This is a genomic window from Actinoallomurus bryophytorum, assembly GCF_006716425.1.
Taxonomy (GTDB): domain Bacteria; phylum Actinomycetota; class Actinomycetes; order Streptosporangiales; family Streptosporangiaceae; genus Actinoallomurus; species Actinoallomurus bryophytorum.
Genome location: NZ_VFOZ01000001.1, coordinates 4601357 through 4627566 on the forward strand (window position 1 = coordinate 4601357; position 26210 = coordinate 4627566).

General features: G+C 70.8%; 28 protein-coding genes. 13 read left to right on the forward strand and 15 right to left on the reverse strand.

Annotation, left to right across the window (positions count from 1 at the left end; translation table 11 throughout):
- The first annotated feature begins 4 nt into the window (after window positions 1-4).
- The 6 genes from FB559_RS21805 (at window position 5) to FB559_RS21830 (ending at window position 4073) form a co-directional block, all read left to right on the forward strand.
- Entirely contained in the window at window positions 5-433 is a 429-nt protein-coding gene (locus FB559_RS21805) for a CBS domain-containing protein (protein WP_141957357.1), read from the forward strand.
- A 43-nt stretch (window positions 434-476) separates the two neighbouring features.
- Window positions 477-1289 (forward strand): alpha/beta hydrolase, encoded by an 813-nt coding sequence (locus FB559_RS21810; protein ID WP_141957358.1) that lies wholly within the window; start codon window positions 477-479, stop codon window positions 1287-1289.
- Window positions 1290-1465: 176 nt separating this feature from the next.
- A complete protein-coding gene (locus FB559_RS21815) occupies window positions 1466-2080 on the forward strand; it encodes a hypothetical protein (protein ID WP_141957359.1) in 615 nt (204 codons plus the stop codon).
- A gap of 203 nt (window positions 2081-2283) precedes the next feature.
- Window positions 2284-2886, forward strand: coding sequence for a bifunctional 4-hydroxy-2-oxoglutarate aldolase/2-dehydro-3-deoxy-phosphogluconate aldolase (locus tag FB559_RS21820; RefSeq protein WP_141957360.1), 603 nt, complete (start codon window positions 2284-2286; stop codon window positions 2884-2886).
- Window positions 2883-3812, forward strand: a complete 930-nt coding sequence (locus tag FB559_RS21825) for a PfkB family carbohydrate kinase (RefSeq protein ID WP_141957361.1) — start codon at window positions 2883-2885, stop codon at window positions 3810-3812. The genes FB559_RS21820 and FB559_RS21825 overlap by 4 nt, the downstream gene beginning before the upstream one ends.
- Window positions 3813-3866: 54 nt before the next feature.
- Window positions 3867-4073: a hypothetical protein gene (locus FB559_RS21830; protein WP_141957362.1), complete on the forward strand. Its 207-nt coding sequence runs from the start codon at window positions 3867-3869 to the stop codon at window positions 4071-4073.
- A 3-nt stretch (window positions 4074-4076) separates the two neighbouring features.
- Here FB559_RS21830 and FB559_RS21835 read toward each other — a convergent pair whose 3' ends face one another.
- The 10 genes from FB559_RS21835 to FB559_RS21875 all read right to left on the reverse strand — a co-directional run bounded on the left by FB559_RS21835 (window position 4077) and on the right by FB559_RS21875 (window position 14456).
- Window positions 4077-4829, reverse strand: coding sequence for an IclR family transcriptional regulator (locus FB559_RS21835; RefSeq protein ID WP_141957363.1), 753 nt, complete (start codon window positions 4827-4829; stop codon window positions 4077-4079).
- A gap of 50 nt (window positions 4830-4879) precedes the next feature.
- Window positions 4880-5617: an SDR family oxidoreductase gene (locus tag FB559_RS21840; RefSeq protein ID WP_141957364.1), complete on the reverse strand. Its 738-nt coding sequence runs from the start codon at window positions 5615-5617 to the stop codon at window positions 4880-4882.
- A gap of 32 nt (window positions 5618-5649) precedes the next feature.
- Entirely contained in the window at window positions 5650-6435 is a 786-nt protein-coding gene (locus FB559_RS21845; protein WP_141957365.1) for a DUF1295 domain-containing protein, read from the reverse strand.
- Window positions 6432-7628 (reverse strand): SAM-dependent methyltransferase, encoded by a 1197-nt coding sequence (locus FB559_RS21850; protein ID WP_141957366.1) that lies wholly within the window; start codon window positions 7626-7628, stop codon window positions 6432-6434. The genes FB559_RS21845 and FB559_RS21850 overlap by 4 nt, the downstream gene beginning before the upstream one ends.
- On the reverse strand, window positions 7625-8797 hold the full coding sequence (locus FB559_RS44745) for an SAM-dependent methyltransferase (protein ID WP_221640121.1): 1173 nt from the start codon (window positions 8795-8797) through the stop codon (window positions 7625-7627). Before FB559_RS44745 ends, FB559_RS21850 begins: the two co-directional genes overlap by 4 nt.
- Window positions 8794-9423, reverse strand: coding sequence for a DUF1365 domain-containing protein (locus FB559_RS44750; RefSeq protein WP_221640122.1), 630 nt, complete (start codon window positions 9421-9423; stop codon window positions 8794-8796). The genes FB559_RS44745 and FB559_RS44750 overlap by 4 nt, the downstream gene beginning before the upstream one ends.
- Window positions 9420-10628 carry an NAD(P)/FAD-dependent oxidoreductase gene (locus FB559_RS44755; protein WP_141957368.1) on the reverse strand — a complete coding sequence of 403 codons (1209 nt, stop codon included), beginning with the start codon at window positions 10626-10628 and terminating at the stop codon, window positions 9420-9422. The genes FB559_RS44750 and FB559_RS44755 overlap by 4 nt, the downstream gene beginning before the upstream one ends.
- Before the next feature lie 864 nt (window positions 10629-11492).
- Complete coding sequence (locus FB559_RS21865; protein ID WP_141957369.1) at window positions 11493-12710, reverse strand: PucR family transcriptional regulator; 1218 nt, start codon at window positions 12708-12710, stop codon at window positions 11493-11495.
- 551 nt (window positions 12711-13261) lie between these two features.
- Window positions 13262-14050: an SAM-dependent methyltransferase gene (locus tag FB559_RS21870; protein WP_185792332.1), complete on the reverse strand. Its 789-nt coding sequence runs from the start codon at window positions 14048-14050 to the stop codon at window positions 13262-13264.
- A gap of 157 nt (window positions 14051-14207) precedes the next feature.
- Window positions 14208-14456 (reverse strand): hypothetical protein, encoded by a 249-nt coding sequence (locus FB559_RS21875; protein ID WP_141957371.1) that lies wholly within the window; start codon window positions 14454-14456, stop codon window positions 14208-14210.
- A gap of 324 nt (window positions 14457-14780) precedes the next feature.
- Between FB559_RS21875 and FB559_RS21880 the strand changes: the two genes are divergently transcribed.
- Window positions 14781-16427 (forward strand): APC family permease, encoded by a 1647-nt coding sequence (locus FB559_RS21880; RefSeq protein ID WP_281286277.1) that lies wholly within the window; start codon window positions 14781-14783, stop codon window positions 16425-16427.
- A 71-nt stretch (window positions 16428-16498) separates the two neighbouring features.
- Here FB559_RS21880 and serA read toward each other — a convergent pair whose 3' ends face one another.
- On the reverse strand, window positions 16499-17716 hold the full coding sequence (serA, locus tag FB559_RS21885) for a phosphoglycerate dehydrogenase (protein WP_246121877.1): 1218 nt from the start codon (window positions 17714-17716) through the stop codon (window positions 16499-16501).
- 75 nt (window positions 17717-17791) lie between these two features.
- Window positions 17792-18604, reverse strand: a complete 813-nt coding sequence (locus FB559_RS21890; RefSeq protein ID WP_141957374.1) for a helix-turn-helix domain-containing protein — start codon at window positions 18602-18604, stop codon at window positions 17792-17794.
- Window positions 18605-18686: 82 nt separating this feature from the next.
- Between FB559_RS21890 and FB559_RS21895 the strand changes: the two genes are divergently transcribed.
- Together FB559_RS21895 and FB559_RS21900 are read left to right on the forward strand one after the other, a co-directional pair.
- Window positions 18687-19268, forward strand: coding sequence for a TIGR03086 family metal-binding protein (locus tag FB559_RS21895; protein WP_141957375.1), 582 nt, complete (start codon window positions 18687-18689; stop codon window positions 19266-19268).
- Window positions 19269-19379: 111 nt separating this feature from the next.
- A complete protein-coding gene (locus FB559_RS21900) occupies window positions 19380-20279 on the forward strand; it encodes a helix-turn-helix transcriptional regulator (protein WP_141957376.1) in 900 nt (299 codons plus the stop codon).
- A gap of 97 nt (window positions 20280-20376) precedes the next feature.
- On the opposite strand, the gene FB559_RS44015 is transcribed toward FB559_RS21900, so the two are convergent.
- Window positions 20377-20553 carry a hypothetical protein gene (locus FB559_RS44015; protein ID WP_185792333.1) on the reverse strand — a complete coding sequence of 59 codons (177 nt, stop codon included), beginning with the start codon at window positions 20551-20553 and terminating at the stop codon, window positions 20377-20379.
- Window positions 20554-20724: 171 nt separating this feature from the next.
- Window positions 20725-21486, reverse strand: coding sequence for a DUF72 domain-containing protein (locus FB559_RS21905; protein ID WP_141957377.1), 762 nt, complete (start codon window positions 21484-21486; stop codon window positions 20725-20727).
- Between the two features lie 135 nt (window positions 21487-21621).
- On the opposite strand from FB559_RS21905, the gene FB559_RS21910 reads away from it, so the two are divergent.
- From FB559_RS21910 to FB559_RS21925, 4 genes are all read left to right on the forward strand, one after another.
- Window positions 21622-22503: a proline iminopeptidase-family hydrolase gene (locus FB559_RS21910; RefSeq protein WP_246121879.1), complete on the forward strand. Its 882-nt coding sequence runs from the start codon at window positions 21622-21624 to the stop codon at window positions 22501-22503.
- Between the two features lie 17 nt (window positions 22504-22520).
- Window positions 22521-23429, forward strand: a complete 909-nt coding sequence (locus FB559_RS21915) for an acetamidase/formamidase family protein (RefSeq protein ID WP_141957378.1) — start codon at window positions 22521-22523, stop codon at window positions 23427-23429.
- Between the two features lie 114 nt (window positions 23430-23543).
- Window positions 23544-23900 carry a YciI family protein gene (locus FB559_RS21920; protein WP_185792334.1) on the forward strand — a complete coding sequence of 119 codons (357 nt, stop codon included), beginning with the start codon at window positions 23544-23546 and terminating at the stop codon, window positions 23898-23900.
- The gene (locus FB559_RS21925; RefSeq protein ID WP_141957380.1) at window positions 23897-25129 is read left to right on the forward strand and encodes an RNA polymerase sigma factor; all 1233 of its coding nucleotides are present in this window, start codon (window positions 23897-23899) and stop codon (window positions 25127-25129) included. Before FB559_RS21920 ends, FB559_RS21925 begins: the two co-directional genes overlap by 4 nt.
- A 54-nt stretch (window positions 25130-25183) precedes the next feature.
- Here the strand turns inward: FB559_RS21925 and FB559_RS21930 are convergent, their stop codons facing one another.
- Window positions 25184-26170: an aldo/keto reductase gene (locus FB559_RS21930; protein WP_141957381.1), complete on the reverse strand. Its 987-nt coding sequence runs from the start codon at window positions 26168-26170 to the stop codon at window positions 25184-25186.
- Window positions 26171-26210 lie beyond the last annotated feature (40 nt).

Genomic DNA, 26210 nt, shown 5'->3' on the forward strand with positions numbered 1-26210 from the left:
CACCATGCGTATCTCAGAGATCCTCCGCAGCAAGGGCGGAGAAGTCGCGACCATCGAACCGGACGCGAAGGTCCGTCAGTTGCTCGCGCTGCTTGCCGAGCACAACATCGGCGCCGTCGTCGTCTCCTCGAACGGGACGACCATCGAGGGCATCGCCTCCGAACGCGACGTCGTACGCCGCCTCAACGATCGAGGCGCCGGCCTGCTGGACGCGCCGGTCTCCTCGATCATGACGGCGACCGTACGTACGTGCGCGCCGGGCGACAAGGTCGAGGACCTGCGTGCCATCATGACCGAGCACCGCATCCGTCACGTGCCGGTCGTACGCGACGACGAGCTCATCGGCATCGTCAGCATCGGCGACGTGGTCAAGTCCGCGATCTCCGAGCTGGAGACCGAGCGCGAGCAGCTGGTCGACTACATCAGCCGGTGAGCGAGCACACGGCGCTCGTCGGCGCGGGGTCGGGGACGGCACCATGGAGGATGTGAATGTCGAACCCCTGACCCTGTACTCCATGGACGGCGTACGCATCGACGCCGGTTACCTGGCCGGCGACGACGGACTGTGCGTCGTTCTCGCCCATGGCTTCACCGGCACCTGGCGCCAGCCCGCGACCCGCCGGATCGCCGCCGAGCTGGCCCGCGTCGGCGGCGTGATCGCCATCGATCTTCGCGGGCATGGCCGTTCCGGCGGCCTGTCGACCGTCGGTGACCGTGAGGTGCTCGACGTGGACGCGGCCGTACGCCACGCGCGCCATCTCGGGTACGAACGTGTGGCCCTGGTCGGTTTCTCGATGGGCGGCATGATCGTCATCCGCCACGCGGCCCTGCTCGGCGGCGTGGACGTCGTGGTCTCGGTGAGTGCGCCCGCGCGCTGGTACTACCGCGACACCAAGCCGATGCGCCGCGCGCACTGGGCGATCGAGCGGCGGGCCGGCCGGCTCGCCGTACGCCTGGCGCGGCGTACGCGCATCACCTCGCGCAGATGGGTGCGTGAGCCCGAGGCGCCCTACCTCGTCGCCGGGCAGATCTCCCCGGTGCCGTTCCTGGTGGTGCACGGCGACGCCGACCCGTTCCTGCCGGTCGAGCACGCCGAGCAGCTGTACGCCGCGGCGGCCGAGCCGCGTGAGCTGTGGATCGAGCCCGGTTTCGGTCACGCCGAGGGTGCCGCCACCCGTCGGCTGATCACGCGGGTCGGCGACTGGATCGCCGCCCACGCCCCTGACGGCAGGGCTCGCGAGGACGAGGCCGCCGAGGAGGCGGGCCGCCCCGGACCGCGGAGTCGCTGACCGGGCCGATTACAAAAAGTGCCCCACAGAGTCACGGAGAGCGCTGCCCTGGAATGCTCCAATCCGCTACCGTACGCACCAAACGGGTGGTGGATAACGTGGGTTCCGGCGCGTGCGCGCAAGCATGGCTCCGGGGGCCGCCGATGACGACATCCGGCCATCGTTCGGGAGGCCCGGTGAAGAGGCTGCTGGTGGTAGCGCTGGTCGTGCTCGCCGGATGCGGCAATGGCGGCGCTGCGCGTACCTCCTCGGCACCCTCGATCTCCATTCAGCCCTCCGCCACGGCGTTGCCGGCCTTCCTGCGGGTCACCGGCCGCCCCAACGGATCATTAGTGGCCGTCGTCTGGCGCAACGGCGTGACGACGATCACCAGCCGGCTCGGTGGCGCGAAGGTCACGATCGCGGGCAAGGCGGGCCGATACACCAAGCGCGGCCGGCTGGTGGCCATGGCGAAGACCTATCACGACGGCGTCAAGCTGAAGAACGCGCGTGGTCATACGCTCTGGCGGGCCAAGGTCGCGAAAAAGGTGGTCCAGATCCGCCAGGGCGAGACGGCCGTCCGCTACGAGTTCCGGCACTACGCCGACGACCGGATCGTCGTCCGGCAGGGCCTGGTCCTGATCGGCACGGTCCGCCCCATCGAGCAGGGCGCCGAGTTGGTGGACGCACGCGGGGTGAAGGTCGGCCTGTCCTCCTCGCCGCCCGGCAACGACATGGCCGTGCTCCTGTGCGCCGAGATGCCCCCCGATCTACGCGCGGTCCTGACCACCGCCATGCTCCGCCACCGCTGACCTGCCGGCGAGCACGTCGAAACGGCGCCCAAGCGCCGAAGACCAGGCACGGCACGCCGGCAGACGGCGCTTCCCCCGGCCGGCCTGGCCTGTGGAGGTGCCGGGCCCAGCGACAAGCCGATCACCCCCACCCTCGCGCCTCTGACCTCGCATCCTTCATAATGTAGAACGACGTCCCGTACAGCGGAACGGAAGGGGCCAGGATGGACCACGACGAGATCGAGCAGGCGATCGCGGCGGCGCGCCTGCTGCCCGTGCTGCGGACCTCCGACGCCGCGAGCGCCGTACGGGCGGCCGAGACGCTTCTCGGCGCCGGACTCGGCGTCGTCGAGCTCACCGCCACCACCCCGGGCTGGGCGGAGGCACTCGCCGGTCTGCGCCGTGCGCATCCCGACGCGGTGCTCGGTGCCGGCACCGTGACGACCGGCGAGGACGCGCGCCGCGCGGTCGAGGCGGGGGCCGACTTCCTGGTCAGCCCGTACCCGGCCCAGGCGGTCCGCGCCTTCGCGGACGAGACGGGCACGGTGTTCCTCGAGGGCGGCTTCACCCCGGCAGAGGTCGCCGCGGCGTCCGGGCGCGGCATCGCGAAGCTGTTCCCCGCCCACGTCGGCGGCCCCGCCTACCTGCGCTCGGTCCTGGCCGTGCTGCCGGGGGCGCGGATCGTCCCGACCGGCGGGATCGGCCTGGGCGAGGTCCGCGACTACCTCGCGGCCGGCGCGTACGCGGTGGGCGTCGGCTCCGACCTGGTCAAGGCGCCGGATCCGGCGAAGGCCGTACGCGAGCTGCTCGAAGGGGAGCCCTCATGAGGGAGCGGCCCGAGGTCGTCGTCATCGGCGAACCCCTGGTCGAGTTCTCCGCCTCGGAGGCCCTGACCAGCGCGGACACGTTCCGGCTGTCCTTCTCCGGCGACGCGCTCAACGCCGCCGTGGCGGCCGCCGCCACCGGCGCGCACGTGGCCCTGGTCACGCGCACCGGGGAGGACGAGTTCGGTGAGCGACTGATCGCCTTCGCGGCCTCCCACGGCATCGACACGCGCTGGATGTGGCGCGGACCAGGACATTCCGGCGCGTACGCCGTGGGCGCGGACCCGCACGGTGAGCGGGCCTTCGCCTACATGCGCTTCGGCAGCGCGGCCTCGCGCCTGTCGCCCGCCGACGTGACGGCCGCCCCGGTGGCGGGGGCCGGCGCGGTGCTGCTGAGCGGGATCACCGCCGCCCTGTCGGACTCCTGTGCCGCCGCCGTCGTGGCCGCCGCCGAGGAGGCCCGCGGCAAGGTCGTCTACGACCCGAACTTCCGCGGCCGCCTGACGACCGCCACCGCCGCGCGGGAGATCCTGGAGAAGGTCGCGCCGCATGCCGCCCTGGTCACGCCCTCCTGCCCGGCCGACAGCGTCGCACTGCTCGACACCGCGGACGCCGAGCGCGCGGCCGCCCTCTGCCTGGGGCTGGGCGCCGCTGCCGCCGCCGTGACGCGGGGTCCCGAAGGTGTCCACATCGCCACGGCGGAGGACAGGTACGACGTCCCGGCCGTCGCGGCGCCGGTCGTCGTCGACGCGACCGGTGCGGGTGACGCGTTCGCGGGGGTCCTCACCGCCCGCCTGGCACGCGGGGCGTCCCTCGTGGACGCCGTACGCGGGGGCGCCGCCGCGGCCTCAGTGTCCCTGGCGGGCCAGGGCGGTACGGGCCGGGTCGCCACCGCCGCGGAGATCGAGGCCCTGCTGTCCGGCGACTGAAGACGCCGGCCCGACGGTGAAACCGGCGAGGTGCCGACGGCCCTCTAATCCGGCATGGCCCCGCAGAACAGGTTCCGCGTCCGCATGATCTGCGCACTGATCTCGGCCACGTGCGCCGTGACCGCCACGGCGATCAGGGTTCACCATCACGAGCGTGACCCGGCACCGTCCTGGTACCGGTCCGAGGACCCGTGCGACTACCGGATCGGCGACCGGTACGGCCATCTCTCCGTCTGCGACCTCGGCTCGCCGGCTCCGTGAGCCTTAGGACGGCGCGCCGAGGGCGAGGGAGACCTCACGGGCGGCCGTGACGACGTGTAGTCCCAGCGTCTCGTCGTCCGGGGCGACCTCGAAGGCCAGGCCCGAGACGGAGATTCCGCCCATGACGGTGCCGGTGTGGTCGAAGACCGGAGCGCCGACGCAGCGGATGCCGGCCTCGTTCTCCTCGTCGTCGACCGAGTAGCCGCGGCGCCGCACCTCGGCGAGATGGCCCAGCAGCGCGTCCAGGCCGGTGATCGTGTGCTGGGTGCGGCGTGCGAGACCGGTACGCGACGTGATCGCGGTGACCTCGTCGTCGCGCAGCTGGGCGAGGACCGCCTTCCCGATCGCGGTGGAGTGCAGGAGCATGCTCATGCCGACCCGGGAGGCCATCTGGTACGGGCGAAGGCCCTCGAGTTTGCGCACGTAGACCGCCTCGTCGCCGCCGCGGACGGCGAAGTGCACGGTGAACCCGGTCCGGTCGCGCAGGCGCTGGAGCGCCGAGTCGGCGTGCTGGGCGGGATCGAAGCGGCTCATCACCTTGCCGGCGAGCGTGAGGATGCGGGGGCCGGGCAGGTATCCGCCGCTGCCGTCGGCGCGGGCGAACCCCCGGTCGACGAGCGACTGCAGAATGCGGTGCACGGTCGACTTCGGCAGTCCGGTGCCGGCCGCGATGTCGGTCACCCGGTGATGCTCCGCGAGCGCTTCGAGCACCGTGAGCGCCTTGTCGATGGAGCCACCGCCGGTCCGTGTTACCACAGGCAGAGCCTATCCTCAGCGCTCCCGCCGGCCTCTGAACGGCCCGCTGCTCAGCGGGCCATCCAGCCGCCGTCGACCGCCAGGATGTGGCCGGTCACGTAGTCGGCGGCGGGGGAGGACAGGAAGACGGCCGCGCCCGCCAGATCCTCCGGGTGGCCCCAGCGGCCGGCGGGGATGCGAGCGCGGATCTCCGCCTCGCGTTCGTCGTCGGAGCGGAGCGCGTCCGTGTTGTTCGTGACGATGTAGCCGGGGGCGATGGCGTTGACCTGGACGCCGTGCGGGGCCCATTCGTTGGCCAGGGCGCGGGTCAGGCCCGCCACGGCGTGCTTGCTCGCGGTGTAGCCGGCGACGTTGAGACCGCCCTGGAAGGACAGCAGCGACGCGACCATGATGACCTTGCCCGAGCCGCGTTCCACCATGCCGGCGCCCACGGCGCGGGTCAGGAAGTAGACCGAGTCGAGGTTGACCGCCAGCACGTCGGTCCAGTCGGCCGCCGACTGTGACAGCGCCGGGCCCCGCCGGATGATGCCGGCGTTGTTGACCAGGATGTCGATCGGCGGCAGGCCGGCCGCCGCCTCGGCGACCCGTGCCGGGTCGGAAAGGTCGAGCACCCAGCGGCGGGCGTGCCGGCCGGCACGTACGACCTCCTCCTCGACCTCGTCGAGGTCGTCGCGGTGACCGTGCAGCACGAGGTCGGCCCCGGCCCGCGCCAGCCCCGCCGCGATGCCACGTCCGATGCCCGTACGCGCCCCGGTGACCAGGGCGGTCCGCCCGCTGAGGTCGAACATGCCGGAATTCTACATGACAGAAGAGAATTCCATCAGACGGAACGCCGTGGTGGCAGACGCCGTGGTGGCAAGGGGAGGAAGCCGCTCGTCCGCGCCGCGTACTCCGCGTACCCGGGGCGTGTCTTGCGCATCCCCTTCTCGAGCAGCGGCTTGCCGGTGCCCTTGACGAGGAAGAACGTCATCACCACCGGCGAGAGCACCGTCAGCAGCCCGGCCCAGTGGTCGCAGGCGATCAGGAACAGCCCCCACCACACGCACGCGTCGCCGAAGTAGTTCGGGTGCCGGGTGTACCGCCACAGTCCCCGGTCCATCACCTGACCCTGGCTCGACGGATCGGCGCGGAACCGGGCCAGTTGCCGGTCCCCGACCGTCTCGAAGAAGAAACCCACGAGCCAGAGCGCGGCACCGATCCACGCCGCGACGCCGATCGGACCCTTCTCCAGCATCGCCACCTGCACCGGCAGCGAGACGAACCACATGATCGGCCCCTGCGTGAGGTAGATCTTGCGCAGCGCGTACGCGTCGCGGCTCCCCGGCGCGCGGTCGAGGAGCGCGGCATAGCGCGGATCCTCCTCGCCCCCGCGCGAACGCCAGGCGATGTGCGCGCCCAGCCGTACGCCCCAGATCGCGGTCAGCGCGACGGCCAGCAGCCGGCGGCCGTGGTCGCCGTCCGAGGTCGCGTACCCCACCACCGCCACGGCGGCGAAGCCCAGGCCCCAGGCGACGTCCATCACGTTGTGCCGGCCCAGTGAGCGGGCGACCACGAACGTCACGGCCAGCACGACCACGACGGTCGCGAGAGTCCAACCGAAGATCATGAAGTCTCCTCTGCCGGTTGCCGGATCGCGAGGATCTGGTCCACGCCCATCCGCTCCTGCTCGAACGCCAGCGCGCCGCCCGCGAGGTAGAGCCGCCACACGCGGGCGCCCTCCTCACCGACCAGGCGGACCGCGTCCTCCCAGCGGGCCTCCAGGTTCCGCGACCACGCCTCGGCGGTGCGCACGTAATCCTGGCGCAGCCCGTGCAGCCCCTCGATCTCCAGCCCGGCATCCTCCAGCAGCCCGACCGTGTCCTCGACCGGCCGCATGTGCATGTCGGGCGCGATGTAGGTCTCGATGAACGGGCCGCCGCCGGGCGCCGCGCCGGCGTGCCGCGACATCTGCTGGATCAGCACCCGCCCGCCCGGCCGCACCAGGTCGTGGAGCCGCGCGGCGAAGATCGGATAGTTCTCGGCGCCGACGTGCTCGCCCATCTCGATGGCGGCGACCGCGTCGTACGGGCCGTCGTCGGTCTCGCGGTAGTCCTGGACCCGGATCTCGACCGGGAGCCCGTCGGCGCGGGAACGCGCGTACGCCGCCTGCTCCTCGGACAGCGTGATACCCGTGACGTGCACGCCGTACTCGGCGGCCGCGTGGATCGACAGCGAACCCCAGCCGCAGCCGACGTCGAGCAGCCGCATGCCCGGCCGCAGGCCGAGCTTGCGGCAGATCATGCCGAGCTTGGCGCGTTGTGCCTTCGCCAGGTCGTCATCGTCGAAGTACGCGCAGGAGTAGGCCATCGACTCGTCCAGCAGCAGCTCGTAGAACGCGGCCGGGACGTCGTAGTGGTGCGCGATCACGGCCCGGTCGCGCAGGAGAGTGTGCGGGCGGCCGGAGACCCGTGCCTCCGACTCGGGCGCCAGCGGCCGCGGACCGACCACGCCGAGCCGTACGGCCAGCGCGAGCGCACGTACCCACGGCACCTTCGGCGCGGCCGGGCGTCCCGCCCAGACGGCCCGCAGGCCCTCGGCGAGGTCGCCCTCCACGTCGAGGTCGCCGGTGACGTACGCACGTGCCAGGCCGAGCTCGCCCGGACTCCACAGGATCCGGCGCAGGGCACGCCGCGACCGCAGCACGAGGACGGGGCCGGAGTCCGGACCGGTCTCGCTGCCGTCCCAGGCGCGTACGCGCACCGGTGGCTCGCCGCCGAACAGCGTCTCCAGAAGTGGTTCCAGCTTGGCCGCGACGGTCATGGGGATCTCTCCAGGAGCAGTTGCCGGACGTCGATGTATCCGGAGCGGAACCCGGCCTCGGAATAGGCCAGGTAGAACGTCCACATGCGGCGGAAGATCGCGTCGAACCCCAGGTCCTCGACGTCGGCCGCCTCGAACCGCTCGCGCCAGAGCCGCAGCGTACGCGCGTAGTCCTGGCCGAACCGGGTCTGCCCGGCCAGCCGGAGCGAGGTCGCGGACATCGCCCGTTCGAGCGCCTCGACCGAGGGCAGCAGGCCGCCGGGGAAGATGTACTTCTGCACCCAGGTGTAGGTGTCACGGGTGGCGAGCATCCGGTCGTGCGGCATCGTGATCGCCTGCAGCGCGACCCGTCCGCCGGGGGCCAGCAGGCGGTCGAGGGTCGCGAAGAAGACCGGCCAGTACCGCTCGCCGACCGCCTCGACCATCTCCACGCTGACGATCGCGTCGTAGGACCCCTCGGCCTCGCGGTAGTCGCGCAGCTCGACGGCGACACTGTCGGCGTACCCGGCGTCGGCGACCCGCTCGATGGCCAGCTTGCGCTGCTGCTCGGAGATCGTGATCGACTCGACGCGCGCGCCGCGGGCGGCGGCACGGATGGCCAGTTCGCCCCAGCCGGTGCCGATCTCCAGCACGCGGCTCCCCGGGCCGACCTCCGCCAGGTCGAGCAGCCGGTCGATCTTGCGCCGCTGCGCGTCCTCCAGGGTGTCGCCGTCGGCGAACAGCGCGCTGGAGTACGTCATGGTCTTGTCCAGGAACGCGGCGAACAGGTCGTTGGACAGGTCGTAGTGGTGGTGGATGTTCTGCCTGGCCGCGGCGATGGAGCCGTCATCGGGGATGCGCCTGGCATACCAGCGGCGTATCCACTGCAGGCGTGGCGGCACCAGTGTGCTCATGCGCGCGGCGAGCTCGGTGAGCAGCGCGGGCAGGTCCGGCGCGTCCCAGTCGCCCGCCATGTAGGACTCGCCGACGCCGATCAGCCCGTCCACGCCGAGCCGGTGGAAGAACGCGCCGGGCCGCCTCAAGACGATGCGCGGTCCGGTGCCGGGGCGGACGCCGTCCGGCAGCTCGACCTCCAGTGACAGGCGTGCGGCGACGCGGGCGAACAGCCGCCGTGCCACGGCGGCGCGGACGGCCGAGTGCGGCACTCGCTCGATGTCCGGCCAGTTCAACTGGGTCTCTCCTTCCGTGGGAGTCCACGCAGGTACAGGCCGATGCCCTGGCGCCGGATGCGCAGGGGTACGGCCAGCGTCGCGAGCGCCCGGCGTACGACACGTCCGCGGGTGCGCTCGCCGCGTACGGTCGCGACGAAGGGCCGGTCGCCGGCCCGGTGCAGGGTCACGGTGACGGCGAGGTTCTCGCCGGGTTCGGGGAGGCTCATCCGGTACCTCCCGTCGACCGGATAGAACGGTGAGACATAGAACTCCTTGTCGAGCCGGGTCTGTCCGGGCCGCAGGAGGTAGCCGTGACGCTCGCCGTACGTGTTGTGGACCTCGGCGACCACGTGCGTCCCGCCAGGGGCCTCGCACCAGTACAGGCTGAGCGGGTTGAAGACGTGGCCGAGCACTCTGGGCTGGGCGAGCATCCGGATCCGTCCGACCGGCCCGACACCGCGCCCCGCGAGGAAGTCCGTCAGCCCCTGCCGGAGCGTGCGGCCGCCGAAGTGGTCGCCGGGCAGGAAGCCGCGCGGCGGATGGTCGACGTCGAAGAGCCACAGGTACACCGGGTACGTGAACGCGTTGCGCAGCGGTGCCGCGCGTACGTGCGTGACCTGGCAGGCGTACAGCGAGGCCGTCACCAGACACCACCGAGCGCGCGGGCCGCCTCGACGCCCGAGCGGCAGCCGTCCTCGTGGAACCCCCAGCCGTGGTACGCGCCCGCGAACACGATCCTGCGGTCGTCCAACCCCGGCAGCCGTGCCTGCGCGGCGACGGACTCGGGGGTGTAGACGGGGTGCTCGTAGACCATGCGCGCGAGGACGTGCCGCTCCGCGATCTCCTCGCCGAGCGTGACGACATGCGGTTGCGAGGTCTCGAGCCGTTGCAGGCGGTTCAGGTCGTAGCTGACCTTCACCCGGTCGGCGCTCGCCACGCAGGAGGGCATCGTGTAGTTCCACGAGGCGCGGGCGCGCTCCGGCAGCACCGAACCGTCCGTGTGCAGCACGGCCTCGTTGCGGGAGTACCGGAAGGCACCCAGCGTGTCCCGTTCGGCCGGCGTGGGTTCGGCGAGAACGCGCAGGGCCTGGTCGGGGTGGGTCGCCACGACGGCGGCGTCGAAGTCCTCGGTGTCCCCCGCGGCCCGCAACGTGACGCCGCCGGGGGTACGCCGCAGTTCGCGGACCTGTTCGCCGGTGCGGACGGAGGTGAGCTCCTTGGCGATCCGGTCGACGTACGAGCGGCTGCCCTCGGTGACGGTCCGCCACTGCGGCGCACCGGTCACCGAGAGCATCCCGTGGTTGGCCAGGAACGAGAACAGGTACCGCGCCGGGTAGCGCATGGCGTCGGCGGGCGAGCACGACCACACCGCGGCGACCAGAGGCGTGGCGAAGTGCGCGACGAAGTAGGGGGAGTAGCCGTCGAGGAACTCGCCGAGGGGCGGACTCTCGTGTGCGCCGTCATCGAGCACGGCACGGGCGGCGCGGTGGAAGCGCGGCACCTCGGCGAGCATCCGCAGGTAGCGAAGGCCCGGCCGGCGGACGAGGAGCCCCCCCGGCCCTCGTCCGCCGGCGTACTCCAGACCGCAGCCATGACAACGGATCGACATGCTCATCTCGGATGGCTGCGTCTGGACGCCGAGCTCGCGGAAGAGCCTTGTGAGCAGGGGATACGTCGTGTCGTTGTGCACGATGAACCCGGAGTCGACGGCAAGCCCACCGACGTCATGGGTGTGCGCGTGCCCGCCGAGACGCTCGTCGGCCTCGTAGAGGGTCACGTCAGAGTTCCGGGCCAGCACGTACGCCGCGGTGAGCCCCGCCACGCCACTACCGATGACCGCTATCCGCATCTGCTCCCCATCGCTTCGCTCGGCTCACAGGTATTTCGGAGTGAGGCGAACGGCGGATTGGTGCGAATGCTGCGGTATGTCCCCGATCAGGATGATCTCTGCGCCTAGAGCACCAGTGAACGCCTCCCGCGCCGGCCGCACGGTTGGCCGGGCAGGCGGTCAGGTGGGGGTTGGGCAGGTAGTCGTGGGGCAGGTGATCGGGTAGCTCGCCGGGTCTTGTCGTGCACCAGCGGCGTCGTCACCCCGCCATCCGTTCGGGTCGGGGTTCGGCCGCGTCATGTTCCGCTCCCAACCCGTTCTCACCCACTCCGCCGGCACTTCATTCGAAGCCAGGTGGGCTCAGCTCCGGTCAGGCTCGGCTCAGATCCCGCTCGGCTCAGATCCCGCTCGGCTCGGGGCGCCGGTCGGCTTGGCTTTCGTCTGCTTTGGGTTCGGGTCGGGCCGGGCTTCGGTCAGGTCGCGTTCCGCTCCTGCTCCGCGCTCATTTACGACCTCCGTTTCCGGCTCTGCTTCGGACCTGCTTGGGCGGGTCCGGGCTCGGGCTGGGATCGGGGCCGGTCGGGTTGGATGGGCTGGGTCCGGTCGGGCTTCGGTTGGTCGCGTTCCGCCCCCGCTCATCTTCGGTCCGCTTCGCTCAGATCAGGTTGTGCTTGGCTCGGGTCGCGTTCCGCGCCGACCTACGCCCTCGCCCGCCGTTCATCGCCACTGTCACTTTCAACCCCAACCACCTCTGACTCCCAACCACCTCTACCTCTAACCCCAGCACCTCTGAGTTCCCACACCCACCTCCGACCCACCTTCGCCTTTAAAGCCCACAGTCCCTGTTAGACCAGCCGACCCCGCCCCGGACCCGCGCCGTAGCCGTCACTCCGGGACGTGGGTCGCCGAGGGGTCTTCGGGGGTGGGGAACAGGCTGAGGCTGAGAAGTGACTTCATCAGGCCGTCGAGGGTGCGTGGGGTCCAGCCGGTGAGCTGGTGCCAGCGGTCGAGGCGGTAGGTGACCGTGTTGGGGTGGATGTGCAGTGCACGGGCGGCGGCCGTCACCGAGAATCCGTGATCGGCGTAGGCGCGGACCGCCGCGCCGAGATGCTCCGGCAGGCCGGTGACGCTCTGGTCGGTCTGGAACAGGGGTGCCAGTTCGCGGCGGTGGGTGAGCAGGGTGGCGAACAGCCATTCGTTCTGGAAGTCGACGACTCCGCCGGTCTGTGCGGCGAGGGCGGACGTACGCTCCGCGTCCACGATGCTCGCGGCGGCACCGGTCAGGCTCAGCCTGCGTAGGCCCACGCCGACGGGCAGGTCGGGGTGGCTCTCGTGGATGGTGTCGGTGATGGCATCACTCGCCACGTTCTGGCACACGATGATCGTCGCGGTGCCCTGGTTCGCGGACTGGACCGTGCCCCTGTGGCGGGCGAGCCGCTGCTGGAGGTGGACGAGATCCTGCTCCGGCAGCGACGCGGAAGGAACACAGAACGCCTGGAAGGTCCCGTCCGGGTCGAAGGACAGGATGCGCGCGAGGTGCGTGGCCTCCTCGGAGTGGGTGTCGCCGCCGCGCAGGATTCGCAGGAAACGGTGGGTCAGGTTGATCTGCATGGCCTGCTGGGAGCTGAGCGTCTCCTGGTGGGCGTCGGCCGCCGCACCGCTGCTCAGCCGCAGCCAGCTCCACATCAGGGTGACGAGCCTGACGAGTCCCGGGGGCAGCTCCTCCTCGTCCGCGCCGGCCTTGACCAGCAGCGCGTTCCATACCTCCTGGTAACCGATGTGGTACGAGGAGAGCAGGACCTCGACGGGCAGACCCTGCCGGGCCCGGCGGCTGCCGAGCTCTCTGGCGGCGGCCTGTTCCCGTGTGGGCAGGCGGTGCTCGGCCAGGCCCGCGAGGAGTTCCTCCGCCTGTTCGTAGATGAACCTCACGTGCTCTTCCCAGGGGAGAGTCGCGTAGACGGGGTTCTCGGCCCGGATGCGGTCCGTGATGATCGCGGCGAGACCGGGCAGGTCCTCCACGACGGCAAGGCATATCTCGTGGAGCTGCCGCCAGTCGGCGTCGTCCAACGCCGAGGAGTCATCCGATGGCCGTCGTTCTCCCAAGGGGGCCTCCCGTGATTTCCACGACGCGGAGGAGAAGTAATTCGTGAATCCGTATCTAGCCGAGGCCGCGGCCGGCGGCGACACTTGAGGCAGATGAACGGGGGGCCGGATCATCTCCGGGGAACCGGAGGGCGGCATTCGCTGGATCGCTCTGACGATACTCGATGCCCGCGCGGAGTGAGCTGGGGGGTTCACGCCGCCGGTCCAACGCCGACGAGCCAGTGACGAGAGGGGGGTTTGGGGCCGGTGATGATGGCCGCTGTGTTTCACAGCGTAAAGCCGGCTGGTGACCCGTCGCCGAATCGCTGGGGAGGGCGTTAGTGCGGTGATCGCTCTCCCGCGCCCTGTCGGGGGACGGGCGCGAACGGGAGCGGTACGGACGCATCGCGGGTTACCCGCGGAGCGTGTTGCCCAGGCGTGGACCGCCGGGGCCGATGAACAGGGAGTTCCTTCCCGCACCGTGGGGGCGGATCGGGAAGGAACTCCCTGTCAGCGCGTGAGAAAACGGCAGGACCCTCCGCGACAAAGGCGGGCTGCCGCGATCAGGGGCGTCATGGCTTGCGTCCTACGCCTGCCAGCACCCAGCCGGTCGGTGCGCGGTAGGGGCGGTCGGGACGCCAGTCGGGGGCCGGCACGATGCCCGGCGCGAGCAGGTCGAAGCCGTCGAACAGCGCCGTGAACGCGGCACGCCCGCGCAGCGTCACCGGCTCCCTCAGCTCCGCGCACACCGCGTAGAGCGCCTCCACCTCGGCCGCCGAGACCTCCTCGCCGGTGACATGGGTGAGAACCAGGTGACTGCCGGCGGCCAGCGGCGCGCTGAGCTCCCGCAGGATCCGGGCCGGGTCCTTGTCGTCGGCGATGAGGTGGAGCATGTACGTCATGAGTACGGCCACCGGTCTGCCGAAGTCGATCAGCTGCTGGACCACGGGGTTGGACAGGATCTGGCCGGGCTTCGTGGCGTCGGCGTGGATCGCGCCCGCCGAGTCGTTTCCGCAGAGGACGGCCCGGTAGTGGCTGACGGCGACGGGGTCGTAGTCGACATAGACGACGGTCGAGTCCGGGCCGGCGACCTCGTGCACGTTGCCCCGGCGCGGCAGGCCGCAGCCGAGCTCCAGGTACTGGCGGACTCCGATGTCGCGCAGGTGCCGGATCACGCGCCGGGTGAACTTGGCGTTCTCGACGGGCGGCCGGCTGAGCTCGGGCGCCAATGCGAGCAGCTTGTGGGCGTAAGCACGGTCAACGGCGTAGTTGTCCTTACCGCCCAGCGCGTAGTCGTGAACCCTCGCGTCCGTAGGACGGTGTGCGTCGACGCCCTGCGGTAACCATGCCTGCTCGGTCACCTGCTGCCTCCAGGTCCCCGGGGAGATATGCGCCAATCTACGCGGGAAACTCCCGATCGCTTCGTGCACTCTCGCCGGAAAACGTGGCGTTATTTCCGGATTGTCAAACTATCAGGCCGCCTCGTCCGATCGTCGTCATGCGCCCAAGCCTGTCCGGTCAGCTCCAGATGGCCGTCATGCGCCAGCGACCGTGGTCGCACTCGAGCTCGTACGTCCGTTCCGGGGTGCAGGACGACCGGGCACGTACCTGCCAGAGCTGGGTGTCCACGTCGTCCTGCGGGCGGCGCAGGGCGAGCATCTTGAGGAAGGTGATGACCTCGTAGTCGCAGTCGTCCTGACGGAAACACGCCGGAATGTCGCCGCGGATCTCGACCTGGACCGGGTGATCGCACGTTCGACGCCTCATGTCCATACTCTATCGAACATGAGTTCGAATGTCTCGTGGACTTCAACCTCACGCCGAACAAAGCGATCTTCCCGTCACGCAGAGTCTCAATCGGCCTTTACTTTGACTTTGCCAAGACTTGAATGAGTTGGGTCTCAGATTGACCAAATAGGCCTTGGCCAGGACTTTCATCCGTTGCGCGGGGGTCCGGATGGGCTTAGTCTCCCCCCAGTATTCGCGCTCTGCGGTCCGTAACCGGCCGCCGGTCACCCCCCTGCCCGGTAGCGCCGTAGGCGGTACGCGCGCGTGTCGCGCCCCGGATGAACCCCTGCTTATGGAGGCAGTATGGCGACCACCACGACAGGCGCAGTCGGCTCAGAGCGACATCTGCGCCGAGATGTCGGATTCTGGGGACTCATGTTCGTGTCCCTGGGTTCGATCATCGGGTCGGGCTGGCTGCTGGGGGCACTGACGGCGGCGAAGCTCGCCGGCCCCGCGTCGTTGCTATCCTGGGTCCTGGCCGCGATCATGCTGGCCCTGCTCGCCCTCGTACACGCCGAGCTCGGCGCCGCCTACCCGATCGCGGGCGGCACGGCGCGCTTCCCCGCCTTCGTCTTCGGGCCGATGGCCGGCTTCAGCGCGGGGTGGATGGCCTGGTTGCAGGCGGTGTCGATCGCCCCGATCGAGGTCGAGGCGACGCTGTCCTACTCCGACCACATCAGCTGGGTGCACAACAACGTCACCATGCTGCATGAGGACGGCACGCTGACCGGCACCGGGCTGCTCATCGCCTCCGTCTTCATGCTCCTGTTCATCGTGATCAACATCGTCGGGGTCAAGCTCCTGTCGGAGTCCAACTCGATCACCGTGGTGTGGAAGACGGCCATCCCGCTGATCACGATCGTCGTCCTGCTGCTGCTGACGTTCCACTCGGGCAACTTCACGGCCGGCGGCGGGTTCATGCCCTTCGGTGCCCACGGCATCTTCGCGGCGCTACCGGCGGGTGTGGTCTTCGCCCTCCAGGGCTTCGAACAGGCGATCCAGCTGGCCGGTGAGGCGAAGAAGCCACAGCAGGACGTCTCCCGCGCGGTCATCACCGCCACCGTGATCGGCACCATCGTCTACATCCTGCTGGAGATCGCGTTCATCGGCGCGCTCGACCCGAGCCACCTCGCGCACGGCTGGGCCAATCCGATCGGCAAGGGTGACTTCGGCCCGTACGCGACGCTCGCGACCGGCGCCGGCGCCGCCTGGCTGACGTGGCTGCTGTACGCCGACGCCGTGATCTCACCGGCGGGCACCGGCCTGGTGTACACCGCGACGTCCTCCCGCCTGTCCTACGCCCTCGGACGCCAGAGGGCGCTCCCCAAGCCGGTGGCGCAGGTCAGCAAGAAGGGCGTGCCGCTCGTTTCGATCATCATCGCGTTCATCGTCGGTGAGATCGCCTTCCTGCCCTTCCCGAGCTGGCAGTCGCTGGTCGGCCTGGTCACCTCGGCCACCGCGATCATGTACGCCTTCGCGCCGATCTCGCTGCGCGCTCTGCGGCTCCGCGACCCCGAAAGAGTGCGGCCGTACCGCCTGCCCGCTCATCAGTTGCTCGCACCGATCGCGTTCGTCTCGGCCAACCTCATCATCTACTGGTCGAGCTTCCAGGCTGAGTGGAAGCTCGGGCTGGCGTCCGTCCTGGGTTTGATCATCTTTGCGATCACCAGGGCGACGACGCCCGCGGCAGAGCGGGACTCGCTGAACTGGAAGGCCTCCGCCTGGATCTGGCCGTGGTTCGTCGGCCTGCTCGTGATCGGCGCCCTGGGCCGGTACGGCGGCAACAGCAAGATCCCCGACTGGTGGGACATCATCCTGGTCGCGGTCTGGGCCCTGATCACCTACTTCGTCGCGGTGCGGCTCGCCGTTACCAGCGCCGAGGTCGACGCGGCCGTCGCCGCTGAGGAGGCAGAGCTCAACGCGGCTCCCGAGCTCAACCTCCCCGACTGACCCCACTCGAGCAACGGCGCGCCCGCCGGTCCCGTACGGGGACCGGCGGGCGCGCCGTCTCGCGTACAGGCTCAGGACAGAAGGCGGAGCCGGACGGTCGTCGGCAGCTCACGGAGCTGGCCGATCACATCCGGGGTGTACTGGCTGCCGATGTCGGTGATCACATAGCCGAGGTCGCCGCGCGTGCCGAGCAGCTGGCCCTCGATGTTGACGTCGTGGTCGGCGAGGACGCTGTTGATCGTCGCGAGCACGCCGGGGGTGTTGCGGTGCAGGTGCGTCAGCCGGTGGACGCCGGACTGCGAGGCCAGGGACACGGCCGGCAGGTTCACGCTGAGCGCGGTGTTGCCGGTGGAGACGAAGTCGTGCAGCTTGCCGCCGACGAACCGGCCGATGTCCTGCTGCGCCTCCTCGGTCGACCCGCCGATGTGCGGCGTGATGATGACGTTGGGCAGCCCGCGCAGCTCGGAGACGAACTCGTCGCCGCGCGCCTTGGGCTCGTCGGGGAACACGTCGATGGCCGCGCCCGACAGGTGCCCGGACTCGATGTGGCGGCGCAGCGCCTGGTGGTCGACCACGAAGCCGCGCGAGAGGTTCAGGAAGAGGCTGCCGGGCCGCATCCGCGCGAACTCCGCCTCGCCGAACAGATCGCTGTTGCCCGGCCTGCCGTCCACGTGGAGCGTCACGACGTCGACGGTGGCCAGCAGCTCGTCCATGCTGGAGCAGCGGCGCGCGTTGCCCAGCGCGAGCTTGTCGGCGGTGTCGTAGAAGAACACCGACATGCCGAGGTTCTCGGCGAGGACCGACAGCTGGCTGCCGATGTTGCCGTACCCGACGATGCCCAGCCGCCGTCCGCGTACCTCGTGGCTTCCCTCGGCGGACTTGTCCCAGATGCCGGCGTGCATGCCCGCGTTCTTGTCGAACAGCCGCCGGGTCAGGGCGATGATCTCGGAGACGACCAGCTCGACGACGCTGCGGGTGTTGGAGAACGGCGCGTTGAAGACCGCGACGCCCCGCTCGGACGCGGACGCCACATCGATCTGGTTCGTGCCGATGCAGAACGCCCCGACCGCGAGCAGGTCCGGCGCGGCGGACAGCACCGCCTCGGTGACGCTGGTCTTGGAGCGGATGCCGAGCAGCTCGACGCCGCCGATCCGGGCGATCAGCTCGTCCTCGTCGAGGGCTCGCGCGACGGTCTCGACGGCGTAGCCGTTCTTTTCCAGACCGGCGACCGCGTCGGGGTGAATGCCTTCCAACAGCAGTGCGCGGCTGGGTGCGCTAGCGGGGCTCACCTGGAAAGTCCTCCTGCCGATTAGATCGATTTTCATGCTATGTGAGGCCGCCGCGCACGATGGTCACCGCTGCGGTCAGCAGTCCCGAGCGTACTGGGCGGGGGAGGTTCCGATCGCACGGGAGAAGTCGCGCGTGAAGTGGGCCTGGTCGGCGTAGCCGAGCTCGATGGAAAGCGCCGCCCAGTCGACGCCGGCGCCCTTTCCGGCGCGCTCCGCCGCCTCCTGCATCCGATAGCGGCGGATCACCCACTTCGGGCCCACGCCGACGTACTCGGCGAAGATCCGTTGCAGCCGCCGCGTCCCGATGCCCAGGCCCCCGGCCAGTTCGTCCACCCGCAGCAGGGCGGGCTCGGCGGCGATGCGCTCCACGATCGCGATCACCTCGGCGGCCATCGGGTCCGGCGTCTCCGGCAGGCGTGACCGCAGGAAGTCCTCCAGCAGCGCCACGGCCCGGTCCGTCACGGGCTCGGCGATGATCGCGTCCGCGACGGTGCGCGCCTCCGGGCCGAAGATCCGCTCGACCGGCGTGAACCGGTCGGTGATCGCGGACACGGGCCCGTCCAGGAACGGCCGGAACCCGCCCGGCCGGAAGCACACGCCGACGACGCGGCCCTGGCCCTCGATCGTCTCGGTGAACACGTCGCGGACGACTCCGACGACGCGCGCACGCCCGCCGGTCGTGAACGTCATGTTCACCACCGGGTGGGTCAGGACCCGCTGCCGGTGCGGCTCACGGCCGCGAAGATCCCAGGTAAGAATCCACAGGTAGTCGGCGACTCCGACGAGGTCATCGGCGGGCGTCCGGCGGTCCACCTGGAAGCGCTCCCATGCCGTACGGCGGTTCAGGATGCCCCGCCCGCCGCGGTGAGCCTGGCCGCCTGCCGTCATGCCGTCAGTGTCGCATTTGTTCAAGACCGCCTGGCCGGTACGTCACTACGTTGGGCCGTCTGTCACCTGGAGGGAGAGACTCATGGAACTGCGGACGCTGATGGTTCGTGCGGCCGACGCTTCGAACGAGGTCGTCCGGGGCCTCGGGCCCGAAACGCTCGACCGGTCCACGCCGTGCCCCGAGTACGACGTACGCGCCCTGCTCGGCCACCTGTCGGGCTGGATGACGGGGCGTGCGCGGGCCGCCGCCCTCAAGCAGCCGGGTACGGGCGCACCCGACGAGACCCGCGACATCACCGCCGAGCCCGGCTGGGCGGACCGGTACGCGGAGGGCGCGGGCGCCGCGGCAGCGGCCTGGTCCGAGCCGGCCGCCTGGGAGGGCACCAGCAGCCTTTCCGGGCAGATGCAGATGCCCGCCGAGATGCTCGGCGGCCTCGTGTTCGGCGAGTTCCTGCTGCACGCCTGGGACCTGGCCGTGGCGAGCGGCCAGAAGCTCACCCTCGACGACGATCTGGCCCTGGCCCTGTTCGACCAGGTCTCGTCGATGGCCGGCATGGCACGTGAGTACGGGGCGTTCGGGCCGGAGGTGGCGGTCTCCCCGTCGGCCTCGGTCATCGACCGCGCTCTCGGCCTGGCGGGCCGCGACCCCGGCTGGACCTCCTGAGCCACCCCCGCGCCGCCTGCGGGCCGGCCCGTGAGGCCGCCGCGGGGCGGCTCCGAGCGGCCGGCCGGGGTCGGATTCCGCGGGCGAGGGGCCCGAGGGGAGACTCGTCTCATGGACCGGGTCCGGCTCGCCGGCTTCCTGCGGACGCGGCGAGAGGCACTGCAACCCGAGGACGTGGGGCTGCCACGCGGGCAGCGCCGCCGTACCGGCGGGCTGCGCCGTGAGGAGGTCGCGGCGCTGTGCGGCATGTCCGCCGACTACTACAGCCGGATCGAGCAGCAGCGCGGGCCCAACCCGTCCGAGCAGATGCTCGCCGCGATCGCCCGCGGTCTGCGCCTCTCCCCCGACGAGCGCGACCAGCTGTTCCGCCTCGCCGGCCATGCCGTCCCGCGGCGAGTCCTACGCGACGATCACATCAACCCCGGGGTGATGCGCATCCTCGACCGGCTGGAGGACACCCCCGCGCAGGTGATGAGCCATCTCGGCGAGACGCTCAGGCAGACCCGGCTCGCGGTCGCGCTGCTGGGCGACGAGAGCGGCTACACGGGGATGGCACGCAGCCTGCACTTCCGCTGGTTCACCGACCCGGTCTCGCGGTTCGTCTATCCCGAGGAGGACCACCCGATGCACGGCCGCCTCATCGCGGCCGGCCTGTACGCCGCGTACGCCCGCGACGGCAACGGTTCGCGCGCGGCCGCGATGGTCGAGGTCCTGCTGGCTGCCAGCCCGGAGTTCGCCGCGATCTGGCGTGAACATCCCGTCATGGGCCCGTACTGCGAGCCGACCCGTATCCAGCATCCACAGTTCGGCGTGCTCGAGCTCAACCGCCAGACCCTGGTCGACCCCGACCGGTCACAGGCACTGCTGGTGTTCACCGCCGTGCCGGGCAGCGAGAGCCATGAAAAGCTTCAGCTGCTCTCGGCGGCCGGCGATCGGCGGGGCCGACCTCCCGGCGGCCGTGATCCTTCGCCGGGATCCGCCGATCCGGCCGGTCGAGGCCCACGGCGGTGACCGCGGGGCGTCCGCCGGTGCGGCCGCGGGGCGCGTGCGGCGGACGGACCCTCGTTGACGATCGATCGGTGCGGAAAGTGCGTGGGGCAGGTTCGGATCAGGCCCGCGACCGGGCCGCGGCCTTACGGGCACGGCGCTTGAACGCCTTTGCCTTGGCGTGCTCGCCGGCCTTCCGGCCGATCGACTGACGCTTGCCCGCCGCGTACGCGAGGGCGGCGGTCATGGCCCAGATGGCGAGGGGCATTATCGGGCGGCGCGAGCGCAAGAATCCCATCGTGATGCTCCTAGGTACGGGACCGCTCCTCCGAGCGGGCGATCCTTGGTGTGATGAACCCGGTATGCCCGGACATCAGTCATGATCAGTTCTCGCTCGCGTCAATTTCTCGACCATCAGGCCCGCCGGACGTTGACGTGAGTGCCCGTGACCGCTGCAGGTACGGGCCGCTCAGGCCCGCGCGAGGGACGGCTCGGGAGTACGGCCGGCCCGCAGTCCGGCGGCGCGGGCGAACCCGGCGAATCGGATCGCATCGCGTACGGCGGCGCCGCCGGGGTCGTTGTTGAAGTAGGCGTACACGTCGTCGAGATCGCCGACGCGCCGTACCCAGCTGCGCAGCGCCTGGTCGCCGTACTCGGGCCAGGGGCTCGCGGCACCCTCGTGGAACCGCACGTACCCCCACCCGGTGGTCCGCCACAGCGGTGTCACCGGCCGGCCGAGCCGGTCGGCCCAGCACAGCGCCGCGCCGCGCTCGGTCAGCAGGCCGCGTACCTCGTCGGTCCACCAGGAGACATGACGGGGCTCGACGGCGACCCGTACGCCCGGAGGGAAGGCGCGCAGGCAGCGGTCGAGCCGCTCCGGCTCGGCCCGCAGCGTGGGCGGGAGCTGAACCAGGATCGGCCCGAGCCGGTCGCCGAGGCCGCGCACCGAGTTCATCAGCCGTTCGACCGGCTCCTCCGGCTCCACGAGGCGTTTGATGTGGGTCAGGTAGCGGCTCGCCTTGACGGCCATCACGAAGTCCGGAGGCGTCAGGTCGCGCCAGCGTTCGAACAGCTCGGGGGCCGGCAGCCGGTAGAAGGCGTTGTTGTTCTCCACGGTCCCGAAACCACTCGCGTACGTCGCCAGCCACCGGTTCTGCGCCAGCCCCGGCGGATACAGCAGTCCCCGCCAGTCTTTGTACTGCCATCCGGACGTGCCAACGAGAATCGGCATGCCGCCTACATACCCGGCCGATGCGGCGACGTGCGTACGCTCTCGTGGCTTACCGTCGGTTAAGGTCTGGAAACCGGACCTTTTCCCTCCTATGCTGCGGTGAGCATTATCCGCACCCCACAGGAGGGTCTGCCGGTGACCGAGGGACACGTTGATTTTCGCGGCTACCGGACGTGGTACCGCGTGACCGGATCGCTGGACGCGGACAAGGCCCCTCTCGTCGTGGTGCACGGTGGTCCCGGCTGCACGCACGACTACCTCGACTCCCTCACCGGCCTGGCCGACACGGGCCGGGCGGTCATCCACTACGACCAGCTCGGCAACGGCGGGTCCACGCACCTGCCCGACAAGGGCGCGGACTTCTGGACCGTCGACCTGTTCACGGCGGAGCTGGACAACCTCGTCGCCGAGCTGGGTATCGCCGGCCGGTACCACGTCATGGGCCAGTCCTGGGGCGGCATGCTCGCCGCCGAGCACGCCGTGACCCGGCCCGTGGGCCTGCGGTCCGTCGTGATCGCCGACTCGCCGGCCTCGATGGAGCTGTGGCTGGCCGCCGCCAACGGGCTGCGGGAACAGCTCCCCGCCGACGTACAGGCGACACTGCTGCGGCACGAGGAGGCCGGCACGACCGACTCGGAGGAGTACGCGGCGGCGACGCGTGTCTTCTACGACCGTCACGTCTGCCGGATCCCCTGGCCGGAGGAGGTGGCGCGGACGTTCGCGGCGATGGACGAGGACCCGACCGTCTACCACACGATGAACGGACCCAGCGAGTTCCACGTGGTCGGGACGCTGAAGGACTGGACCATCATCGACCGGCTCGACCGCGTCACGGCGCCCGCGCTCCTGATCTCCGGAAGGTACGACGAGGCGACGCCCGAGGTGGTCCAGCCGTACGCCGACCGCATCCCCGACGTGCGGTGGCAGATCTTCGAGAACTCCAGCCACATGCCCCATGTGGAGGAGAAGGACGCCTGCCTGGAGGCCGTCGCCGCCTTCATCGCCGAGCACGACTGAACGAACAAGAGGACTGAATGCACGTCAAGCGCACCGAGACGCACGCCACCTGGGACCGGGACATCGCCCCGATCGCCACGATCACCCCCGGCGACGAGATCACCGTCGAGACGGCCGACGCCGGCGACGGCCAGCTGCACGCCGGCTCGACCGCCGCCGACGTGCCCGGCCTCGACTTCGGCCGGGTCAACCCGGTCACCGGCCCGTTCGCGATCGAGGGCGCGCGGCCGGGCGACGCGCTGGTCATCGACATCCTGGAGATCTCGGTCGGGTCGTGGGGCTGGACCGCCAGCATCCCCGGCTTCGGCCTGCTCGCCGAGGACTTCCCCGACCCGTACCTGCGCATCTCCACGATCGCCGACGGTCGCGCCGAGCTGCTGCCGGGCGTGTCCGTACCGGTCGTGCCGATGATCGGCACCATCGGCGTCGCACCGCCCGAGCCCGGCCCGCACCCGATGGTCCCGCCGAGCCGCTGGGGCGGGAACCTCGACGTCCGCCACATCGGCCCCGGAGCGCGGCTCGTGCTCCCGGTCGGCGTCGACGGCGCGCTGCTCTCCCTGGGAGACGCGCACGCCGCGATGGGCGACGGCGAGGTCGCCGGCACCGGCGTGGAGACCGAGGCGGTCGTGCGGCTGCGCGTCGAGGTGCTCCCCGGCGAGGCGCCGGGCACGCCGATCATCGAGACGCACCCGCGTACCCACCGCACCGGCGCCGCACTGGCGACGACCGGCGTCGGCCCGGACCTGATGGAGGCGGCGAAGGAGGCCACCCGTGCCCTCGTACGTGAGGTCGTACGGCGCACGGGCCTGTCCGCCGCCGACGCGTACCTGCTGGCCAGCGTCGCCGCCGACCTGAAGATTTCCGAAGTGGTCGACATGCCCAACTGGGTGGTGTCCGCGCACCTGGAGCTCGACTACCTGGGCTAGGCGGCTTTCCAGAAATCCAGTCGGTTTCTTTCCACGGGTGTCGATACGGGCCTCGTCCCGCTCGTCGCACTAGTAGGAGAGCCCAACAGGGTTCCTCACGATGGGATGGTCGACATGGCGAAGTATCTGCTCCTCATCCACGGCGACGAGCGGGAGTGGGCCGCGATGTCCGCTCAGGAGCGGCAGGAGCTCGACGAGGGTCATCGCGCCTTCGTCGCGGCGGCCGGGGCGGCGGTCCTCGACGCCCGGGAGCTGGAGCCGGCGAGCGTGGCGACCACGCTGCGCGCGGACCCCGCGGGCCGGCCCACCGCGACGGACGGACCGTTCCTCGAGACCAAGGAGGCGGTGGGCGGCTATTACCTGGTCGAAGCCGGCGACCTCGACGAGGTGATGGGGCTGGCCGCACGGCTGTACGAGGCCTCTGCCGGCCACAGCGGAGTGGAGATCCGCCCGGTCGTGGATCACGGATGAGTGATGAGGTCGTCGCGGCGGTCGCGGATGCGCACCGCCGCGAATGGGCCCGGGTGTTCGCCACCACCGCTCACCTGACCAGGGACCTCGACCTGGCCGAGGAGTGCGTACAGGAGGCGTACGCGCAGGCGTTGCGGAGCTGGGCGTCCTCGGGCGTGCCCGATCGCCCCGGTGCCTGGCTGACGACCGCCGCGCGCAACCAGGCCCGTGATGTGCTGCGCCGCCAGGCGGTGCTCCAGCGGGCACTGCCGCGGCTCGTCGCGGACGAGTCGGTGCCCGGCCCCGAAGACGCCCTCGATGACGACCGCCTGCGGCTCGTCTTCACCTGCTGTCACCCCGCTCTGTCCCGCGACGCCCAGATCGCCGTGACGCTGCGACTGGTGTGCGGGCTGTCGACGGCCGAGGTGGCCCGCGCGTTCCTGGTGCCGGAGTCCACCATGGCCGCGCGGGTCACCCGGGCCAAGAAGAAGATCACCGTGGCCCGGATCCCGTACCGCGTGCCGTCGCCGGACCAGCTCGCCGAACGCGTCGGCGCCGTCCTCGAGGTCGTACACCTGATCTTCACCACCGGCCACACCGCGCCGGTCGGCGCGCGTCTTGTCCGCCGGGACCTGGTGGACTGCGCACTGGGCCTGGCGCGCATGCTGCACCTGCTCATGCCGAATGACGCCGAGATCAGCGCGCTACTCGCACTCATGCTGCTCATCGACGCTCGCACGGGTACTCGACTGTCCGCCACCGGACGGCTCCTGCTGCTCTCGGAGCAGGACCGCACGCGCTGGGACTCCCGGCTGATCGACGAGGGGATCGGCCTGCTGACCGACGCGCTGCGCCGCCGACCGCCGACGAGGTACGCCGTCGAGGCCGCGATCGCCGCGGTGCATGCCGAGGCACCGACGTGGCGGCACACCGACTGGACAGAGATCGTCGGGCTCTACGACGTCCTGCTCCAGCTGTGGCCCTCACCGGTGGTCGAGCTCAACCGCGCCGTGGCCGTAGGCCTGCGGGACGGCCCGCAGGCCGGCCTCGACGCGCTGACGCCGCTGTCCGCCGATCCGGCGCTGGCCGGCTACGGCTACCTCAGCGCCGCCCGCGCCGACTTCCTGCGGCAGCTGCACCAGTGGACACAGGCGGCCGAGGCGTACGAGGAAGCCTTGATCCTCAGCGACAACGACGTCGAACGCGACTTCCTCACCGGGCGGCTCGGCGAGGTCCGGCTCCACCTATGACGGTGAGCACGGCGCTGCCCTTGGTTCCTCGCCGCTTACCGACCGGACTTCTGGTCAGCGGGCCGTGTCCAGAGTGGCACGCTGTTCCGGCGTCAGCTCCAGGTCCACCGCCGCCAGGCTCTCCTCCAGTTGCGCCACGGAGGAGGCGCCGACCAGCGGGAGTACCGGCACCTCGCCGCCCATCAGCCAGGCCAGCACGACCTGGTTGGCGGTGGCGCCGGTCTGTTCGGCCACCGTCTTCAGCGCGGCGCGACGCGAGGGCGTACCGGGATGGTCGAACTCCGGGCCCAGCGGCCGGTCCTCGCGTACGTAGGACCCGGTGAGCAGCGGGGAGTAGGCGACCATGGTGAGCCCGGGGTCGTCGCGCAGGTAGGCGAGCAGGTCCCCGGAGGTCACACCGAGGTCGCCGTCCGGTGACCGCAGGGTCGGCAGGTCGGTCCGCTGGCGCAGGTACGTGTGGTGGTACTGCAAAACCTCATAGCCCGCCAGGCCGGCAGCCTCGGCGAGGTGCCGGGCCCGCTCGACCCGCCAGGACCAGTGGTTGCTCGCGCCGAGCAGGCCGACCGCGCCCTCGGCCACCAGCTCGCCGAACGCCTCGACGGTCTCCTGCAGCGGCACCGAGGGGTCCTCGACGTGCGCGTACAGCAGGTCGAGCCGGTCCATCCCCAGACGTTCGCGACTGCGCTCGGAGGACTCCCTGATGACCTTCGCCGAGAGTCCCTCGATGTCGCGGCTGAGGGAACCGGCTGGGGCGGCCGGCCGCCCGCCGAGCTTGGTGGCGATGACGACCTCGTCGCCGATCCCGCGGTCGCGGCGCCAGCGGCCGAGCAGCGCCTCGCTCTCTCCGCCCTGCGTGCCGTTCACCCAGTACGCGTAGTTGTTGGCGGTGTCGACGAACGTGCCGCCGGCCTCGACGTACCGGTCCAGGATCGCGAACGAGGTCGCCTCGTCGGTGGTCGTGCCGAAGCGCATGGCGCCCAGGCTCAGCACGCTGACCTCGCGACGCGTCGCCGGGCTCAGGCCGATCGTGCGGTAGCGCATGTGTTTCCTCCCGTACGGCCCGTGACTCACGGGCGATGGG